The organism is Parabacteroides distasonis ATCC 8503, assembly GCF_000012845.1.
Taxonomy (GTDB): Bacteria; Bacteroidota; Bacteroidia; order Bacteroidales; family Tannerellaceae; genus Parabacteroides; species Parabacteroides distasonis.
This window is the reverse complement of record NC_009615.1, coordinates 2,602,654-2,622,534: the sequence shown is the minus strand read 5'-3', so window position 1 is coordinate 2,622,534 and position 19,881 is coordinate 2,602,654. Positions and strand designations below refer to the sequence as shown.

The 19,881-nt window shown below is 43.6% G+C and carries 18 protein-coding genes; 16 read left to right on the top strand and 2 right to left on the bottom strand.

Annotation, left to right across the window (positions count from 1 at the left end):
- Positions 1 to 9: 9 nt before the first annotated feature.
- On the bottom strand, positions 10 to 1,023 hold the full coding sequence (locus BDI_RS11150; RefSeq protein ID WP_011966782.1) for an IS110 family transposase: 1,014 nt from the start codon (positions 1,021 to 1,023) through the stop codon (positions 10 to 12).
- A 407-nt stretch (positions 1,024 to 1,430) separates the two neighbouring features.
- Here BDI_RS11150 and BDI_RS11145 point away from each other — a divergent pair, with 407 nt between their 5' ends.
- From BDI_RS11145 to BDI_RS11105, 9 genes are all read left to right on the top strand, one after another.
- The gene (locus tag BDI_RS11145) at positions 1,431 to 1,802 is read left to right on the top strand and encodes a plasmid mobilization protein (RefSeq protein ID WP_011966781.1); all 372 of its coding nucleotides are present in this window, start codon (positions 1,431 to 1,433) and stop codon (positions 1,800 to 1,802) included.
- 4 nt (positions 1,803 to 1,806) lie between these two features.
- The gene (locus tag BDI_RS11140) at positions 1,807 to 2,727 is read left to right on the top strand and encodes a relaxase/mobilization nuclease domain-containing protein (protein ID WP_011966780.1); all 921 of its coding nucleotides are present in this window, start codon (positions 1,807 to 1,809) and stop codon (positions 2,725 to 2,727) included.
- Between the two features lie 31 nt (positions 2,728 to 2,758).
- Positions 2,759 to 3,520 (top strand): hypothetical protein, encoded by a 762-nt coding sequence (locus BDI_RS11135; RefSeq protein WP_011966779.1) that lies wholly within the window; start codon positions 2,759 to 2,761, stop codon positions 3,518 to 3,520.
- Positions 3,521 to 3,527: 7 nt separating this feature from the next.
- Complete coding sequence (locus tag BDI_RS11130; protein WP_011966778.1) at positions 3,528 to 4,742, top strand: tyrosine-type recombinase/integrase; 1,215 nt, start codon at positions 3,528 to 3,530, stop codon at positions 4,740 to 4,742.
- Positions 4,743 to 5,520: 778 nt separating this feature from the next.
- On the top strand, positions 5,521 to 6,081 hold the full coding sequence (locus BDI_RS11125; RefSeq protein WP_011966775.1) for a UpxY family transcription antiterminator: 561 nt from the start codon (positions 5,521 to 5,523) through the stop codon (positions 6,079 to 6,081).
- Between the two features lie 62 nt (positions 6,082 to 6,143).
- Complete coding sequence (locus BDI_RS11120) at positions 6,144 to 7,265, top strand: MraY family glycosyltransferase (protein ID WP_011966774.1); 1,122 nt, start codon at positions 6,144 to 6,146, stop codon at positions 7,263 to 7,265.
- Positions 7,266 to 7,278: 13 nt separating this feature from the next.
- A complete protein-coding gene (locus BDI_RS11115; protein ID WP_011966773.1) occupies positions 7,279 to 8,070 on the top strand; it encodes a polysaccharide biosynthesis/export family protein in 792 nt (263 codons plus the stop codon).
- Positions 8,071 to 8,086: 16 nt separating this feature from the next.
- Positions 8,087 to 10,504: a GumC family protein gene (locus tag BDI_RS11110; protein ID WP_041525675.1), complete on the top strand. Its 2,418-nt coding sequence runs from the start codon at positions 8,087 to 8,089 to the stop codon at positions 10,502 to 10,504.
- A 60-nt stretch (positions 10,505 to 10,564) separates the two neighbouring features.
- On the top strand, positions 10,565 to 11,278 hold the full coding sequence (locus BDI_RS11105) for a tyrosine-protein phosphatase (RefSeq protein WP_041525674.1): 714 nt from the start codon (positions 10,565 to 10,567) through the stop codon (positions 11,276 to 11,278).
- Here the strand turns inward: BDI_RS11105 and BDI_RS20305 are convergent.
- Positions 11,232 to 11,600, bottom strand: coding sequence for an N-acetylmuramoyl-L-alanine amidase (locus tag BDI_RS20305; protein WP_041525580.1), 369 nt, complete (start codon positions 11,598 to 11,600; stop codon positions 11,232 to 11,234). The two genes, BDI_RS11105 and BDI_RS20305, sit on opposite strands and share 47 nt — an antisense overlap.
- Before the next feature lie 228 nt (positions 11,601 to 11,828).
- Here BDI_RS20305 and BDI_RS11090 point away from each other — a divergent pair, with 228 nt between their 5' ends.
- The 7 genes from BDI_RS11090 to BDI_RS11060 all read left to right on the top strand — a co-directional run bounded on the left by BDI_RS11090 (position 11,829) and on the right by BDI_RS11060 (position 19,849).
- Complete coding sequence (locus BDI_RS11090; RefSeq protein WP_011966769.1) at positions 11,829 to 12,485, top strand: lecithin retinol acyltransferase family protein; 657 nt, start codon at positions 11,829 to 11,831, stop codon at positions 12,483 to 12,485.
- A gap of 106 nt (positions 12,486 to 12,591) precedes the next feature.
- Positions 12,592 to 13,857 (top strand): nucleotide sugar dehydrogenase, encoded by a 1,266-nt coding sequence (locus BDI_RS11085; RefSeq protein WP_011966768.1) that lies wholly within the window; start codon positions 12,592 to 12,594, stop codon positions 13,855 to 13,857.
- 83 nt (positions 13,858 to 13,940) lie between these two features.
- Positions 13,941 to 15,401, top strand: a complete 1,461-nt coding sequence (locus BDI_RS11080) for a lipopolysaccharide biosynthesis protein (protein ID WP_011966767.1) — start codon at positions 13,941 to 13,943, stop codon at positions 15,399 to 15,401.
- Positions 15,398 to 16,288, top strand: a complete 891-nt coding sequence (locus BDI_RS11075; RefSeq protein ID WP_011966766.1) for a polysaccharide deacetylase family protein — start codon at positions 15,398 to 15,400, stop codon at positions 16,286 to 16,288. The genes BDI_RS11080 and BDI_RS11075 overlap by 4 nt, the downstream gene beginning before the upstream one ends.
- Positions 16,289 to 16,296: 8 nt before the next feature.
- Entirely contained in the window at positions 16,297 to 17,547 is a 1,251-nt protein-coding gene (locus BDI_RS11070; RefSeq protein WP_011966765.1) for a glycosyltransferase, read from the top strand.
- A gap of 65 nt (positions 17,548 to 17,612) precedes the next feature.
- Entirely contained in the window at positions 17,613 to 18,860 is a 1,248-nt protein-coding gene (locus tag BDI_RS11065) for a nucleotide sugar dehydrogenase (RefSeq protein WP_011966764.1), read from the top strand.
- 11 nt (positions 18,861 to 18,871) lie between these two features.
- Positions 18,872 to 19,849: a glycosyltransferase family 2 protein gene (locus BDI_RS11060; RefSeq protein WP_011966763.1), complete on the top strand. Its 978-nt coding sequence runs from the start codon at positions 18,872 to 18,874 to the stop codon at positions 19,847 to 19,849.
- Positions 19,850 to 19,881 lie beyond the last annotated feature (32 nt).

Here is a 19,881-nt window from a genome sequence, read left to right as displayed (position 1 = left end):
GGGAGAGAATTAAACGTCCATATATCTTTTAATGTCAACAAACGGCGTGCCTCGTTTGACAACGGCAAAAGCACGGGATACAAGCTTGTTTCTGATTATGTTGATAACAGACATTTTAGGCTTTCCTTCAGCCAGTCTGCGGTGATAGTACTCCTTCAACTCCGTATCGGTATGGATCGCACAGATAGCGGACAGGTGCAGCATGGTCTTAAGCCGCTTGTTGGCTATAGGACTGACCTTGGTCTTCCCCTTCACGCTCGTTCCGGACTCATGGTCGAAAGGCGCAATGCCGGAGAAGCACGCAAACTTACGCCAGGTATCAAAGCGAGTAAAATTATGGGTGTACACTATCATGTAGGACGCAACAATAAGACCGATCCCCTTTATGCCGGTCACGAGCTTATAAGTGGTCCATAGCCTGGTATCGCTCTTTAGGATGGCCTTTAATGATCTCTCCACATTCCCGATTTCCTCTTTAAGCTTGGCAATCGTATTCCTGTAGCCGCAGAAGAGTTCCGGGAAATCATCGGGTTGCATGACCCTCAGGGATTCATTGTAGGTAATGATGTATCCACGCATGTTCTTGGCAAGTTTGTCCCTGAGAGTCAGCAGGGAATGCAAATTGCGTATTTTCCGGGCTGGCAGTCTGCTAATATGGAGTTTGTCTTCATAACGGAGTGAGAAATCCGCAATGCGCATGGAGTCGACCATGTCGTTCTTGCCTCTGGTCAGGCCTAACGAGTTCTTGATTTCCAATGGCGGGATCATGGAATAAAACAGGCCGTTCTCCTCAAGGAAAAGGGCCAGCAGCAAGGAATACAGACCGGTATGTTCAAAACAGAACAGGATGGTGTCAGGGGCGGTACGAGACTGTTTTTTCACCCACTGGAAGAGCGAGGTGAAACCTTTGGAATTGTTCTTGAACTTCCTGTGAAGCTTGCGTTCCAGGATAAAGGCATCCAGTGTCAGTTTGGATACATCAATTCCGACATGAATCTTGGTTGATAAATCTTTGACCAGCATAAAATTAATGATTTAATAAGATTAATAATGGTTGCTCATGACTAAAGCTATTAACAGACCCGAAGTCTCAAATCCTAACTGTGTTCTGGGCAACGGATGTAAGCCGGCTACAGGGACAAATGCTCCCATGGGTCTTTCACCTCGAAGGTTATTTTGTTCACCCTGTAGCTGCTTACAATATATAATTTTTAAGAATCAACTTATGGCTTTGACACGGCTATGTGTCGTGATCGGTTGACATGTAATGGAAACCGGTCATTATTACTGCAAAGTAATAGCAAGGTTATGTTTCCGGATTCCCGAAAACCCTTGCTCCCCCGCGCCCGGCGGTTGCAGGGAGGGCAAATCCACTCCCGCCGGTCGCAGATTTTGGAATGAAAGAAGTACGGACGAAAAAGAAAAAACATATGACAAAGGATATGAATGGGATGAAGAAAAAACGCGGCCGTCCGGCACTGGGCAGGACGCGGAAGCTGACCAAGGGAGTGACAGTGAAGTTCTCCCCCGTCAGCTACGAGGCTCTCAGGTTCAGGGCAGGGAAGTCCGGCCGGAGTCTGGCGGTCTATATCAGGGAGGCGGCACTGGCGGCCACCGTTACGGCAAGGCATACGCCTGAAGAGAACGCGCTGCTGCGCAGCCTGGCGGGAATGGCGAACAACCTGAACCAGCTGACAAAGCTCTCGCACCAGACAGGCTTTTACAGGACAAGGCTGCTGATAGACGGGCTGCTGGGAAAGCTGAAGCGGATCATGGACGATTACAGGCCTAAAGGTGGATAGCCTCATGATAGGAAAGATCAAAAAAGGCCGCTCGTTCGGCGGCTGCATACGCTACGTGACGCAGAAGGACGACGCGAAAATCATCGCCTCGGAAGGCGTGCTGCTGGGAACGGCAGAAGAGATGGCGCGAAGTTTCCGGTGGCAATGCCTGCTGAATCCGGACGTGACGAAGCCGGTGGGGCACATCGCGCTCAGCTTCAAGCCGGAGGACGCACCGAAGCTGACCGATGCCTTTATGGCAAGGGTGGCGGAGGAATACCTGGAGCTGATGGGGATACGGAACACGCAGTTCATCGTGGTGAGGCATCACGGGACGGACAACCCGCACTGCCACATCGTCTTCAACCGGGTGGACTTCGACGGGAAGGTGATTTCCGACAGCAACGATTTCAGGCGCAACGAGAGGGTGACGAAAATGCTCAAGGAGAAGTATTCGCTCACCTATTCCGAAGGCAAACAGGCCGTTAAAACGGAAAAACTGCACGCTTCCGAAAGGGTGAAATACGAGATATATCGTGCGGTTAAGGAAGCTTTGAGAAGTGCAAATACATGGAAGGAATTTCAAAATAAGCTCTTAAAAATGGGCGTGGAAATGGAATTCAAGTACAAGGGAAATACCAGTGAGGTGCAGGGCATCCGCTTTATAAAGGACGGTCTGTCATTCAAGGGAAGTGAGATTGACCGCAGTTTCTGCTGGTCAAGGCTGGATGCGGCATTGGAGCATAACCATGTCACGTCCCTGGAAAATGACGTTTCCCAAAAGCAACCGTACCATGAACAAAGTCATGGTTCTATTATTGATAACCTGGTCGAAGTCACCGGTACGGGTGGCGTGTTCATGCCGTCGGTGGCACCGACGGAGGACGAGAAAGAGGCGGAACGCCTGCGGAAAAAGAAGAAGCGCAGGAAAGGAAGGAGTTTGTAAACTAGTATGTATAACGAAAAAACTTTGAAAGATGAAACAGGAAAACTATCTGGAAGGCATCTACGGATGCCTTGAAAGGATCGAGAAGAAAGTGGAGGCGCTGCCCGTGGAAGGCACAAGCCCCACAGTTGAAAACCGGACCATTTCCCCGGAAGGGATTGCGGAACTGAAAATCCGTCTGGAACGCCTGCAATCCGCAGTGGAGAAAAACAGTTCGGAAATAGCAGCGGTACGTAGCCATACCGCCCGGTTGTCGGAAGGCAGGCCGTTGTCTGCCGAAACGTTTGCCGGGGAAATGGAAAAGACAAGGGACTGCCTGCGGCAGGACAGCCAGGCGGTAAAGGAAACGGTAAGACGGCTGGATGAGAGAATGGTCCTGTTAAAAAAGGAACCGGAGCACAAACTGGTGACCTACCGTCTGGAAAGCGCATCCAAGGCGGTGGTAACGACAGCTTCAGCACTGATCCTGGCACTGGTCGTTTCCGTCTGGGCCAACTGCAACCAGTACCGCACGAACCGGCTTTTGAAGGATGCCGATTTGAAATACCGAGCCATCAGGATCTGCCTGCCGGGAGATGATCCCGACATCGCCTTCCTTGAGAAGCATTTCACCATCGAGCGAGACGAGGAAAAGATCCGGCGTGTGGAAAGGCTGGTGACCGCTTTTGAGGACTCGGTCAGGAACCGCATCCGTAACCATGAAATGGCGGCCTACAAGGACAGTCTGGCGCACCGGCTGTTCAGGGAGGCACAGGAAATCAGGAAGCAACTGGACAATCCTAATTCAAAATGACTGCACTATGGCAACAATCAAAACCAAATTCAGGTCCTCGTCCGTGGAAGGCAGGGAGGGGACGCTCTATTTCCAGGTCATCCACGGAAGGGTGGCGCGCCAGATAAACACCGGTTACAGGCTGTTCCCTTCGGAATGGGACGGACGCACGTCGGAAATCATACTGCCGGTATCCGGTGATGCCAGAAGAAGCCTCCTGCTCGCGTTAAAGGAGCGGATGGAAAAAGACATCCGCCGTCTGGAAAGTATCATCGCCGGACTGGAACGTTCCGGCGGTACCTATCCCGCCGGCAGGGTTGTCGAACTTTTTCACAACCCGCCCCCTGAGGACAGCCATAATTTCATGGCCTTCGGAAAGAGGCTCGTGGAGGAACTGGAGCGTGTCGGCAAGAAGCGCACCGCCGAGAGGTACACCACCGTACTGAACAGCTTCACGCACTTCCGGGGCAGGGACGGCGACATCCCGCTGGAGGATATCGGCTCCACCCTCATGCTGGAATACGAGGCATGGCTGAAGGACAAGGGGATATGTCCGAACAGCACCTCCTATTACATGCGGAACCTGCGTGCCGTCTACAACCGTGCGGTGGACAGGGAACTGACGGTACAGCGCAGCCCTTTCAAGCATGTCTACACCGGAATAGACAAGACCGTAAAACGTGCTGTTCCATTGAAAGCGGTCCGCATGATACGTGACCTGGACCTGCGCCTTTCCCCGGGCATGGAATACGCCAGGGACATGTTCATGCTGAGCTTTTATACTCGGGGCATGTCGTTCGTCGACATCGCCTACCTGAAAAAGGCAGATCTGAAGAGCGGCGTGCTGACCTACCGCAGGCGGAAGACCGGCCGGCGTCTGTCCATTAAATGGGAGAAGCCCATGCAGGAGATCCTGGACAGGTATGGCCACAATGACAGCCCCTACCTTTTTCCGGTCATCAGGGATACGGCCAAGGATGCCGTGCGGCAGTACAGGAGCGCAGCGCATTTCATCAACGGAAAACTCAAGGAACTCGGGAAACGGCTCGGGCTCGGCATGCCGCTCACCATGTATGTAGCGCGCCATGCATGGGCGAGTATTGCCAGAAGCAAGAATGTGCCGCTGGCAACCATCAGCGAGGCGATGGGACATGATTCGGAAAACACGACCAGAATCTACCTCGCCTCGCTGGACACCTCACAAGTGGACAAGGCAAACGACATCATACTCAAATCCTTATAACGGGGACGGATGCGGCACGTAGAATAACGGACAAAGGCTGTGCCGTTCCTGCTTCTCTTTTTAAGAGAAATATTACACATTGCAAAGATAATCAAAATATGGGAAAGTACCCGTCCGTATGATAAAAAACTGTTTTCTCCAAAGGAAAATGTTTCAAATGCCGGCATGATTGTTGAACAGATCACTTTCAGGATTTATATATAATTCTGATTGTCAGATGCTATCCCTTCCCGATATTTCTCTTAAAAAGAAAAGTACCGGAAAAGATCCATGAACTGTCAATACAGCGGCAGGATACCGTTGGAGATATTCTTATTGACAATTTAAAACCGGATGTTTTTAAAAATGGATTTTGAAGGCGTTTTGTAATACAATAAAAATTGTTGAGCATACGGCTCGTTTTCTTGGCAAGAGAAATATTACAATGCGCAAAGTTACGTAAAATATTGAAAAAACAATAGAAAACGGGTAATAAAATTAACCAAAACATTCATACAGAGTGTATTTGCTTAACATATGTCGGATAAGTATCATAATGCCGTTCCGTATTTCTATCTGTCCGTCAGTCATTTACGTAAAATATGATCCCCGTATATTTCTCTTGCCAAGAGAAGTAGCGGCAGAAGCCCCGGAAATGAGGTCTGTACACTTTGTCAAAAGTATGGGACTGACAGTGGATATTATGAATAAAGGAAATGTAATCCGTTGTAATACATACCAATATACGAATTGGCATGAACTAGGGGTATATCCTCACCTATAAAATAGTCCCGGCAATATGGGTATGAGTTTTTCTACGGCGGAAGAAAAAAAGCAGGTCCGCTGGTTCGTCATGCGCGCCTACAAGAATGAGAAAATGGCGGAGGACAGGCTGAAGGACAAGGAATACGGTCTAGAATATTTCATTCCGAAACATTACGCCGTAAGGACTTACCACGGGGTGAAGTCGACAAGGCTAGTGCCGGTCATACCGAGTCTGGTTTTCGTCCACGCCAGCCACTCGCAGATCACCGAATTCAAGAAACGGTACAACTTCCTGCAATTCGCCATGTGGGAAAAAAGCACGGGTATGGAATATATCACCGTGCCGGACGACCAGATGGACAGTTTCATCCAAATAGCTTCCCTGCATGAGAAGGATACGGCCTATTATAAGCCGGATGAAATCGACGTACGGAAAGGTACCCGTGTATGTATTCACGGCGGCAAGCTTGATGGAGTTAAGGGTGTGTTTATGCGGGTAAAAGGGAAACGCAACCGCCGAGTGGTCGTAATGCTTGAGGGGATTATGGGGATATCGGCTGAGGTTCATCCCGATTTGATTGAAGTCATTTCCTGATATGGAAAAGTCTGGAATCCTCATTCACGGTTTTACGCAAATAAAAAACAATATCTGAATATATGTATTTTTGGATTGTAAATTGTTCACTGGCATTTTTGCTTTGTGTTCTCTGTGCGGGTATCGTCATTCCCCAGATTCTGCTAATCGCTTTTCGCAAACAGCTGTTCGACCTTCCCGATGAACGGAAGATACATCATTGTGCGGTGCCCCGATTGGGTGGTATCGCGTTCAAGCCGGTAGTCTTTTTCACAATAGCCTTATTACTGGGAATCAATATGGTACTGGGACATTCGGAAATGTTGTCTGAAATCGGAAACGATGTACGGCCTTTGGCTTTTGCTTTCTGCTCCATCATGGTACTATATCTGGTTGGCATGGCCGATGACCTGATCGGCATCCGTTATCGTGCCAAGTTTGTCATCCAGATTCTGTGCGGCGTGATGCTTATCGCCGGTGGGGTATATATCAACAACCTATACGGTATCCTAGGCATTCATGTGGTGCCGTTATGGTTAGGGTATCCCTTGACCATTTTAATCGTGGTCTTCATCATCAATGCCATCAATCTGATTGACGGCATTGACGGATTGGCTTCCGGGCTATGCGGTGTCGCCTGCCTGTTTTACGGTCTGACTTTTTTCATGCTCCACCAGTATGTCTATGCCATACTGGCGTTCGCCACATTGGGAGTGTTGGTATCGTTCTTCTATTACAATGTTTTCGGAAATCCCGAACATGGCCGGAAGATCTTCATGGGCGACACGGGTAGCCTGACCGTCGGCATGATGCTCTGTTTTCTCAGTCTCAAACTAATTATGTGCGGAACGGATGATAATACAGGATATATAAACCCGATGGTGCTGGCTTTCTCACCCCTGCTGGCTCCTTGCTGCGACGTGGTCCGAGTCTACCTGCATCGGGTACGCAACGGGAAGAACCCGTTCCTGCCGGACAAGAATCATATCCACCATAAGCTGCTTGCTCTCGGAATAAAGCAGCGCAATGCCATGATTATCATTGTTTCCGTGTCAACTATATTCATACTGTTCAATATTCTTCTGTCCCTTTATCTCAATGTGAACTGGATCGTGCTGGGCGATATCCTGATATGGACTCTTGCCAACATCAGGCTGACGAAATCTATCGGACAACTTCAATCGGAACAGAAAACCAACAAATAAAAATCAATAAAATATGAAAATCAGATACATTTTATTCTTATTGACCGTGGCTTTCCTGCTGGGATCATGTGCCACACCGGAAGTCGCTTATTTCACGGACCTGAAACCGGGTACCGCAGAGCAAGTCTTGAACCCGCTGGAAATCCGGGTGCGTCCCGAAGACAAGATCTCAATACTGGTCAACAGCAAGGACCCCTTGTTGATGAACCTTTTCAATCTTCCGATCATATCCAGGCAGATCGGTACGGCATCGGGAACATCCAATAGCCAGGGGATATCAGGATATACGATCAACAAGGATGGAGATATCGATTTTCCAGTGTTGGGGCATATCCATGTGGCGGGAATGACACGCGAGGAAATCGCCTCGTATATAAAAGAGGAACTGGTTTCGAAGAATCTCGTGAAAGACCCCGTTGTTACAGTTGAGTTCATGAACCTGACCGTTTCCGTGTTGGGTGAGGTTGCCAACCCCGGACGTTTCAATATCGACAAGGACAAGCTGACGCTTTTGGACGCTTTAAGCATGGCCGGAGACCTTACCGTCTACGGGAAACGGGAGAATGTCTTGGTACAACGGGAGGAAAACGGCAAACAGACCTTGTATCAGGTCAACCTGAATTCGGGATATGACCTTTATGCCTCTCCCGTGTATTATCTGCAGCAGAACGATATCGTTTATGTGGAACCCAACTCGATGAAAGCACGGCAGGCGACTGTCAACGGCAATAACGTCCGTTCTGCCTCCTTCTGGATGTCGTTGGCCTCATTGCTGACCACCATTACCGTGTTGATCGTAAAATAACATAGAATCAGATATGATGACTATAAACCCAAAAAATACAAAACCGGGACAGCAAGATGATTTCCTGCGGATACAGGATCTGTTGTTCCTGTGCCTTGCGAAGTGGCAGTGGTTCGTCTTGTCTTTAGTGGTAACGGTCGGTGCCGCTACCGTCCATCTGTTACGTACCCCTGCCGTATATACACGTACCGCTTCGGTATTGATCAAGGAAGATTCCAAAGGCAAGTCGGTTTCCTCGGATCTGGAATCCTTCTCGGAGTTTGGGCTGTTCCAATCCGGAACAAATGTGAATAACGAACTCATCACCTTTCAGTCGCCGGCTTTAATGACCGAGGTGGTTAAACGGTTGCGTTTGGATATGAATTACTTCGTTCCGGGAAAATTCCACCGTAAGGTGGCCTATGGACTGACATTACCAGTGGATGTAACGATAAGTGACTTGCCTGAAAATGAATCAGCCGGTTTTACGCTGGAAGTACAGCCGGACGGCACGTTATTCCTATCCGACTTCACACGTAACGGGACGGAGCTTGACGGAAAGGATATAAAGGGAAGCTTGCTTGACTCCATTCCTACACCATTGGGAAAAATCATTATCCATACAACACCCAATTACGTGAAAGGCGAGGCATATATATTGTATATAAGCAAATCCAGTTTGTATAATGCTGTAAACTCCTACTCGTCCAATCTGTCCATTTCATTGAATAATGAGAAAGCGTCGGTTATAGACTTGTCCCTAAAGGATAACTCCACTCAGCGGGCGGAAGATGTATTGAGCATGTTGATTTCCGTTTATAACGAGAACTGGGTGAAGGACAAGAACCAGATCGCTGTCAGTACCTCAATGTTCATCAATGAGCGTCTGGGCGTAATCGAACAGGAGCTGGGGAACGTGGACGAGGATATTTCCTCCTACAAGTCAGAACACCTGTTACCCGACGTGCAGGCGGCATCGAGCATGTACATGGCGCAGAGTAGTCAGACCAACGCACAGATCCTGGCCTTGAACAACCAGCTCTACATGACCCGCTATATCCGGAACTATTTAGCCAACGATGCCAACCGCACTCAATTGCTTCCGGCCAACTCCGGCATAGAAAGTGCCAATATTGAATCGCAGATCGCCGAATACAACAAACAACTGTTGCAGCGTAACAGCCTGGTTGCGAACAGCAGCGCAGAAAATCCGCTGGTCGTGGATATGGATCAGGCTCTGGCATCCATGCGTGGGGCGATAATCAGGTCTATCGACAATCAGATAGTAACCTTGAATTCGCAGATAAAAAGTTTGCGGCAGACGGAGCAACAGACAACATCACGTATAGCGGCCAACCCTACACAGGCCAAATACCTGCTTTCGGTGGAACGCCAGCAGAAGGTAAAGGAGGCTCTTTACCTGTTCCTGCTGCAAAAACGCGAGGAGAACGAACTCTCGCAAGCATTTACGGCCTATAATACCCGCATTGTCACTCCACCGCACGGCAGTATGTTGCCGACATCTCCTGTACGCAAAAACATCTTTATGGTCGCATTTGCTCTGGGGCTGCTCATTCCGGTAGTCATCATCTTCATGCGCGAGAACATGAATACCCGTGTACGGGGAAGAAAAGACCTGGAAAACGTGACCGTGCCGTTCATCGGTGAGATTCCGCTGTTCACAAGAAAGAAGAAAGGGATATTCGGAAAGAAGCCACAGGAAGTCAAGGCCGTTGTCGTCAAGGAGGGTAGCCGTGACATCATCAACGAGGCATTCCGCGTATTGCGTACCAACCTGGAGTTTATGACCGGCAAGGACAAGACATCGAATGTCATTATCGTGACCTCGTTCAATCCGGGCAGCGGCAAATCGTTCCTGACCATGAACATCGCCGTGAGCTTTGCCATCAAAGGGAAGAAAGTGCTGGTAATCGACGGTGACCTGCGTCACGGATCTGCGTCATCCTATATCGACTCTCCTGCCAGGGGATTGAGCGACTATTTGGGAGGCAGTATCGATAACCTGAACGAAATCATCGTATCCGATCCGAAGCAAAAATCTATGGATATACTACCCGTGGGGACGATTCCTCCCAACCCAACGGAACTATTGTTCGACGAACGCCTGAAGCAGGTGATAGATACCGTAAGGGGGCAATACGACTATGTGCTGATCGACTGTCCGCCCATCGAACTGGTGGCCGACACGCAGATTATCGAGAAGCTGGCAGACCGTACCATTTTCGTGGTTCGTGCAGGATTACTTGAACGGAGTATGCTTGCTGAACTGGAGAAAATCTACGAGGAGAAGAAATACAAGAACATGTCCCTGATCCTGAATGGAACCGAGGGAAGCGGTGGTCGCTACGGATACCGTTACGGCTACCGCTATGGTTATCACTACGGTTACGGTTCGGGATACCATTATGGCTCGGATAAAAAACGGGGGGGGTAAATGGTTGGTTGTCAAATAATTAAAAAAAATAGATATCCTATACAAAAAACAGACATTGTCGTGTGGTGTTTTAGGAAACGTATCCCACTGAAAGATAGCGGTATATTCGAGGGGTTTACCGACTGGCATTCGCACATCCTGCCGGGTGTGGACGACGGGGTGCAGACGATGCAGGAATCCTTGCAAGTTCTCTCCCATTATGAGGAGTTGGGTATCAGCGAGGTTTGGCTGACACCCCACATCATGGAGGACATTTCGAACCGTACGGAGGATTTGAAACAACGGTTTATGGAACTGAATGCCGCCTATCAAGGCAAAATCACTCTTCACCTTGCTGCGGAAAACATGCTCGACAACCTGTTTGAAGAGCGGCTCGCGAAGAATGACCTGCTTCCTTTGGGGAAGGAAGGGAAACACCTGTTGGTGGAAACCTCTTATTTTAACCCACCGATGGGGTTGAACAACATCCTGCTCCGCATCAAGTCGAAAGGCTATGTCCCCGTCCTGGCACATCCCGAACGGTATGTGTATATGGATGAAAGTGATTACCGGCAACTGAAAGGGATGAACGTACTCTTCCAGCTCAATTTGTCCAGCATCGTTGGTGGCTACGGGTCGGAAGTCAAAAAGAAAGCCGAATGGCTGTTGAAGAACGGCTTCTATTACTTGACTGGCAGTGACACTCATTGTCTTGCAGCTTGGGAAACAACCATAGCGAGGAAGTCAACTAAAATCGAAGACTTGCCACTGAAAAACAGGGGCATGCTTTTGTAGGTTCCAAATCGTGATGACCCACAATCAATGCTTTAGGGAATCTGCGGTGCAAGTCCGCAAGCAACCGTTCCAAAGCCTTCTTTTGGGCAGGTGTTCGGGTGTCCATAGGAGTTTTGCCATCGGCAGCCAAACCACCGATATAGCATACCCCGATGGAATGACGGTTATGGTTCTTGCAATGTGCTCCAATCATTTCTTCGGGTCTGCCCGCTTCGATGGTGCCGTCTGTAGGAATCACATAATGGTAGCCGCAGCCCAGCCAACCGAGGGAGCGATGGTAGCGGTCGATGTCTGCCATGCGGAGTGCGCCTAATTGATGTATTTTAAACTATTCTTATGTTTGGTGATTTTTTGAGGAATCATGAAATGATTAATAAATCTTCATTGCAGCATATTGCTTTTGGAACTCCTATTGTTGCAAAATATTCATCCAACAGGTATCAATTTGCTATATATGCTGAGGGAGAAGTAATATTTCAACGATGTTTCAAAATGGCTTCTTTGATATTCTTTAGTATAGAGAAGGTTTCAGTTAAAAGATTTGCAATCAATGCAGAGATATATGAATACACGCCACAGTTTAATTATGAATAGGTCTATTGCTTATAATAATGCCTCTTATTTCTATAGTAAAGGAAAAGGTAAAGCAATGCCAGCACTAGTTGAATTACGAAGTGTTTTTGGTGACGATTTTGCTTTGATTTGCATGGTTGGCAACGAAACTTTTTTTAAAATGTTTCATCAATCTAAAATAGGACAACAATACCAGCATCGGTTTATGATAGGTGGTCTCTTTCCTGCTATGCATCATTTGATAGTTATCGAAGAAGAACATGTTATTCATTTCTCTAGAGGTGATACTCTATCTGTTCCACATATAATAAAGGAAGACTTACATGAAGTAAGCAATCGGGCATTTCAGAAGTGGAATAGTAAGCTTAAAAGAGTAGATTCTAAGCATGAAGATTTAAATAGCAGGATTATTGCTCGGAATAGGGCTTTGTTAGTGTTTGCAGGCTTTATAGATTTTGGCGAATACAATCTTGTAAGCAATAATTGTGAACATTTTGTTAGCTGGTGTAAAACTGGGAAATCCCATAGTAAGCAAGTCCAAGATTTTTTTGTAGATGTAGCGCTAATGGGTTTGAGTTTTATAGCTCATCGCCCTCAGTTAGCAGCTGTGGTCCTGACAAAAAGATTCAGGTGAGCTGATTCTTTTATGGGTGGTTGAAAATAAAAATGATGGTTCTTGCATCAATTTGTATAGGTATGAGCTAAGAATTAGAGATAATAATTAAACCAATTTATTAAAGATGGACAACATAAAAATCGCCGTAATAGGCTTGGGTTACGTAGGACTTCCTCTTGCCCGACTGTTTTCAACTAAGTTTGCCACTGTTGGCTTCGATATGAACCAGGCACGTGTAGATGCTTTGATGACCGGTCATGATGCAACTCTCGAAGTTGATGATTGTTTGCTTCAGGATGCTATTGCAAATGGCTTCAAGTGTACAACTGATTTGGAAGAAATTCGCGATTGTAATTTCTACGTGGTAGCAGTTCCCACTCCGGTTGACGATAACAATCGTCCCGATTTAAAGCCGCTTTGGGGTGCCAGTGAAACTGTAGGAAAGGTCATTTCGAAAGGCGACATTGTAGTTTACGAATCAACAGTTTATCCCGGTGTAACCGAAGAAGAGTGTCTTCCCGTTGTAGAGCGCATATCGGGTCTGAAATTTAATGAAGATTTTTTTGCCGGTTATTCGCCCGAACGTATCAATCCGGGAGACAAGGAGCACACGGTGGAGAAAATCAAAAAAGTGACTTCCGGTTCTACTCCGGAAATAGCTGATATTGTAGATAGTGTGTACAATGCTGTATTGGTAAATGGAACGCATAAAGCCCCTTCAATCAAAGTGGCCGAAGCTTCGAAAATTATCGAAAATTCACAGCGCGATGTGAACATTGCCTTTATGAACGAGCTTGCCAAGATTTTCAATGCTATGGGTATTGATACGCATGATGTGATTGAAGCAGCAGCAAGCAAGTGGAACTTTATTAAGCTCAACCCTGGACTCGTAGGTGGTCATTGTATCAGTGTTGACCCTTATTATCTCATTCAAAAAGCACAGGTATATGGTGTACTTCCACGCATTATGTTTTCTGCTCGCCGCTTGAATGATGGTATGGGTGCATACGTGGCTAACCAAACCATCAAGTGCATGAACAAAAAGGGTGTGATGGTGAAAAATGCCAAGATATTGCTGATGGGTGTTACCTTCAAAGAAAACTGCCCCGATGTGCGCAACACCAAAATTGTAGATATTTATACTACTTTGCAGGAGTATACCAACAATGTTACGGTGTACGATCCTTGGGCCAATGCCGATGTGGTAAAACATGAATATGGCATAGATATAACCACCGAACTTCCCATCGAAAAATTCGATGCTGTTATTCTGGGTGTAGCCCACAAGCAGTTCCTTGAACTAGACGTGAAATCGCTTGTCAAAGAAGGTGGTGTAATCTACGATGTTAAAGGCTTATTGCCCCGTGATATTGTGGACGGACGATTGTAATAGATAAAGGCTTGCCGTCATACAAGTGATAAAATTGCATTTTATGTGACTCAATCCACTGACAGCAACTAAAACGTCAATACATGGCAAATGTTTCTGAATTAAAAGCAAAAGGGCTGAAAGCGACAAGTTGGAATTTCCTTAATATAATGGTGAATCAATTAAGGAATTTCATTGTTTCGTTAGTACTTGCCAGATTACTTACCCCCGCCGATTTCGGTTTGGTAAGTATGGCTATGGTACTCAATTCAATCCTTGATTTTTTGGTGGATTTCGGCTTTAGCAGTGCTGTAATTCGTAAAAAAAGCATTTCCATTATAGAAACTTCTACTATCTTTTGGATAAATATCTCTGTAGGAGCCCTTTGTTCTCTCCTCGTTTTTGGCTGTGCTCCTGTATTTGCTTGGTTTTATGATATGCCGGCTCTGAAAAGTATTGTTTATGTGACCTCATTATCATTTTTTGTCAGCTCTTTCGGAACCCTGCAAACCGCATTGTTTCAACGGGAATTGAATTTTCGTAAGCCTTTTGTCGCTAAACTTATTTCTGGAATCTTTTCCGGTATTTTGGGAATAACACTCGCATTGTGTGATTTTGGGGTATGGGCACTTGTATTCTCAAATCTTTCCGGTTGGTTGCTCTATTCCATCTCAATATGGTTTATGTCCTTTTGGAGACCCAAACTCGTCTTCCAACTCAAGGCTGTATCAGATATGGTAACATTTGGATGGAAGATGACATTGGCAACATTCATGAGTAGGGTCATTCGCCAACTTGACACATTTATTATCGGAAAAAGCTTTACAGCATCATCTTTGGGACTCTTTAATAGAGCTCAGTCATTAAATCATTTAGTAGTTGACTATTCTTTTTCATCCATTCGAGGAGTTATGCTTCCTTCGTTAAGTAAGCTGCAAGACGATTTCCCAGCTATGCGATACTCTGTTTTGAAATTAATAAATGTAATTTGTTTCCTAACATTTCTAATGTCTGGAGTAATGTATATTTGTGCCTCTGATATCATTCTATTACTCTACGGAGACAAATGGGTAGATGCGATTGAAATATTCAAGATAATAGGTCTATTTTCAATTTCATTATGTTTACCAGTAGTATTCGACACTGTAATGACGGCAACAAATAGAATGACTTTATACCTTTGGATAAATATAGTATCAAATATTATTACTTTTATTGCAGTTTCAATTGGACTTCATTATGGTTTAATGGGCTATATTTGGGCTGTATCAATAGCGAGTGTTGTCAAAATAATTCCTACATTATTTTCTACAACTGCCTGTATTAAACTATCAGTGATTAAACAGTTAGAAGCGATACTTAGATATGCTGTACCATTTGTTCTAATTTTGCTTTCATGGAAATTTATTGATTTTAATACAGGGTATTATGTGTTTAATATCGTTCTGAAAGGAGGTCTATTTTTTATTATTTATATTTTGGTAAACTTATTGTTAAAAAACGATGGTTTACATATATGTTGGTCTTTGATTCGAAAATTCTGGAATAGCTATTTTGCCCAATGAAACAATTAATCCATTCTTTAATACGTAGTACAATTTATCGATATATCAGTCATATAAAGCATAGTGTAACAATTTTCAATTTTCATCAAGTCAGTGCTGCTTTTGATCCAAAAAGACATTTAACTACAACATGGACTTCTTTAGATAAGTTTATAAAAGCCATGAGATACTTATCAAATCGCTATGAGTTCATATCACTTTCAGAAGCACAAGCCTGTCTTAAGAATACATTGGACAAGAATTATGCAGTACTTACTTTTGATGATGGGGATTCTTCGTTACTTGAAGTGATGCCTATATTGAAAAAGATGCAAATTCCCGCAACATTTTTTATAAACACAGATTACTTGGATGATGCCCAATATAGCTGGGTCGATGCCCTGACATATTATAAACAAAACAAGATTGACGCCCCTCAGGAAGTTATAAAAGGTTTGAACTTGTTACGTAACACAGTAAATGTAAACGAATATAACAAATATAGAACTATCGTTGAGGAATATTACAATTCATTTGGATTAAATCTATCAAAATATTTGACAACTGCGCAACTTTTCGGAATAAACGATACGCTATTCAGTATAGGCCTACATGGAGCTGAACACGAAAGGTTCGGTATGATGAGTCGTGAGTGGAATGAGCAGAATATTAAACGTAATTACACAATTCTTAAAGAACATCCCAATTATGTCCCTGTTATAGCTTTTCCATTTGGAAAACCAAATGATTGGAACAATGATGCAGTTTCAATCGCTTTAAACCTGAATTTAAGCATAGTACTCCATAATGGCGGTACAAACTTCCATAACAGTATCATGCTTAATCGTATACCATCTGATGGTGGCTCTTTTTCCGAAGCAAAATTAGGTCTTAATTTACTAACATAGATTCATTCATGAAGTCATTGCTTTTTTTTACAGATACATTTCCCTTAAGTGGTTTAACAGAGCCCTCCTTTATATTGCCGGAAATACAAGTGATGGATAAATCGTTTGATAGAATCACAATACTTCCGGAAAACAAAGCCTCCAATGGAGAAAAAGTCAATTTACCGGAGAAGTTCTGTATAGACCAAACTTTCTGCAATCAAGACTTGTCATGCAATAATTTAATCCTTTTACGACATTTGTTCAAGCCATTTGTCCTGCAATTGTTATTCAAAGAAAAAAAACGAATAAAAAACAGGTATCAATTCTTTTCTTTTCTTAGATATATCAACAAGGCGCTTTTTTATAAAGCATATATTAATAGATTATTGATAAATGGAGAAATTGACTCCCAAAATACTGTTTTCTATTCATTTTGGTTTTCAGAAATTACCTTTGCGTTAGCAATGCTATGCGATAAATATCATTTGACTTTTTCTTGCAGAGCGCATGGATACGATTTATATGATGAAAGAGTCGTATTCCGTTCCCATGCAATCAGAGCATATACACTAAGTAAGATACTACATGTATACCCATGTTCAGAACAAGGCTGGAATTATATGAAAAAGCAATATCCTACCTACAACGAAAAAATATCTGTTTCATATTTGGGATGCGAAAAGATATATAATACATTCAATCCCACATCAGAAGATCATAAAACTATTACATTTTTCACATGTGCCAGACTTCATTCAGTAAAGCGGCTGCCTATGACCTACAACATATTGGCAGATGTTGCAAAATATTTTAAAGACATACATGTCTGTTGGCAGATTATAGGTGAAGGAGATGAACGCAGTAAATTAGAAACACTCATTGTCCAAAATCACGTACCAAATTTTACGGTAAGTCTTTGTGGAGCAAAGTCTAATGAAGAGGTACATAAAATCTATTCAAAAAAACATATAGATTGGGGGATATTACTTAGTGAGTCGGAGGGGTTAAGTATTTCTGTTTGTGAACAACTTGCATATAAAATACCTGTAATAGTGACCAACGTTGGTGGTTTGCCTGAAGTTGTTGATGAATCAAATGGAATTCTATTATCGCCTGAACCAACATCAAACGAACTTATTTCTAAATTGACAAAATACATTAATAATGCAGAGCTTTATGATACAATCTGCAATAATGCATATAATAAGTGGTCAAATAATTACAATTCCAATAAAAACAGGGTAGAATTTATGAAAATGCTAAGCGTTAAACGATAGGTAACTTGCCAATAGAACTATATATATTTAGCAAAATGTCAATCATATAGATATAATTAATTGTTATGAAAAAGTATAAAATAGCTGTAGCTGGAACAGGTTACGTCGGTCTCAGTATTGCTACTTTGTTGGCGCAGCACAATCAGGTATTTGCAGTAGATGTAATCCAATCTAAAGTAGATGCTATCAACCAAAGGAAATCACCCATACAAGACGAATATATCGAAAAATATTTGACCGAGAAACCATTGGATTTAACTGCTACGTTAGATGGATCAGAAGCCTACAAAAATGCCGATTTTGTCGTTATTGCCACCCCTACCAATTACGACTCAGCAAAAAACTACTTCGATACATCTCATGTAGAAGAGGTAATCAAACTAGTAAAACAAGTGAATCCTACGGCAATCATGATTATTAAAAGTACTATTCCTGTAGGTTTTACTGAAAAAATCAGAAAGAACTTGAATACCGAGAATGTCTTGTTCTCACCCGAGTTTCTGCGAGAAAGTAAAGCGCTATATGACAACCTATATCCGAGCCGTATTATTGTCGGTCGTCCCGAGAATGATACACGCCTTGATGATGCAGCCCATACATTTGCAACATTGCTACAAGAAGGGGCTATAAAAGAAAATATAGACACATTGTTTATGGGGTTAACCGAGGCTGAAGCGGTTAAATTGTTTGCAAATACCTACTTGGCTCTACGAGTCTCCTACTTCAATGAATTAGATACGTATGCTGAGATGAAAGGACTGGATACAAAAGCTATTATCGATGGTATCAGCCTTGACCCACGCATAGGCACACACTACAACAATCCAAGTTTTGGTTATGGTGGTTATTGTCTACCGAAAGATACAAAACAGCTTCTGGCCAACTATGTGGATGTCCCAGAAAATCTCATTGGTGCAATTGTGGAAAGTAATCGAACTCGTAAAGATTTCATTGCCGACCAAGTGCTTCGGAAAGCCGGTTATTACGATTACTACAACCGTGGCGATTTCAATCCAATGAACGAAAGACATTGCACCATTGGAGTATATCGCCTGACAATGAAATCCAACAGCGACAACTTCCGTCAGAGTAGCATACAGGGTGTGATGAAACGAATTAAGGCAAAAGGAGCTGAGGTAATAATATATGAACCTACACTTGAAGACGGCAGCACTTTCTTTGGTAGCAAAGTAGTAAATGATCTCACAGCTTTTAAAGCACAATCCCAGGCCATTATTGCCAACCGTTATGATAATTGTTTAGACGATATCAAGGAACTTGTTTATACCCGAGACATTTTCAAAAGAGATTAATTTTGATATAGATGAAAACTTCACCATTGATTTCTGTAATAGTTCCTCTATATAACACAGAGAAATATATCGCTGAGTGCATAAAAAGTATAATAAGCCAGACATACACCAATCTTGATATTCTGGTAATCAATGATGCCTCAACCGATAATGGACGGACAATTGTTTATCAATTTCAAGAACAAGATTCTCGTATACGGATTATTGACCTAAAAGAAAATGGTGGAATTGCCAATGCACGCAACACCGGTCTTGACAATGCAAACGGAGAGTTTATTGCATGGTGCGATTCTGACGATATATACCATCATAGTTTTATAAATACCATGTATGACATTCTATGTAAAACGGAGGCTGATTTTGTAGAGTGCCAATGTGTATCAGGCCAAGATTTTAATTCCCAATTGTTTGACAACATCAAAATTGACAATATAGAATATGCTATTGGAGGGAAAGATGAATTTTTAAAAAGATTTGCCTCACATCAACTGCAAACATCGTTATGGTCCAAACTTTTCAGAAAAGAAGTTTTTGCTGATTTCCGTTTTCCATCAAATAGATTGTACGAAGAAAATCTATTCTATTTCCATTATTATCCTGTTTTGAAAAAAGCAGCATACATTACTTCCCCGTTATATTTTTACAGGTCGCGTGCCGGAAGTATTATGAAAACATTAAGAGAAAGGGAACTACAACAGGAATTGCAACTTTCCTGTGATTTTTTAAGATTTGCCAACTCTTTGCCTAATGGATATAAAAACGCTTTTCGGGCAAAAACTCTCAAATTGCTGTTAAATATTTGGCAACGTTCAGTTACAGCCGATATTCCGATCGTCAAAAAGTGTAGATGGCGCAAAGAGATATCCAATATAATAAACACTATAGTGTTACAACATCTGAATTTAAGTAATAAAGAACGGACTTTGCTCAAGATTCATAATAGTACAATTGTTTATTTGGCATATATGCTATACAATAAATTGAAATAATATACGAAAATTACTATAATCTAGCAATATAG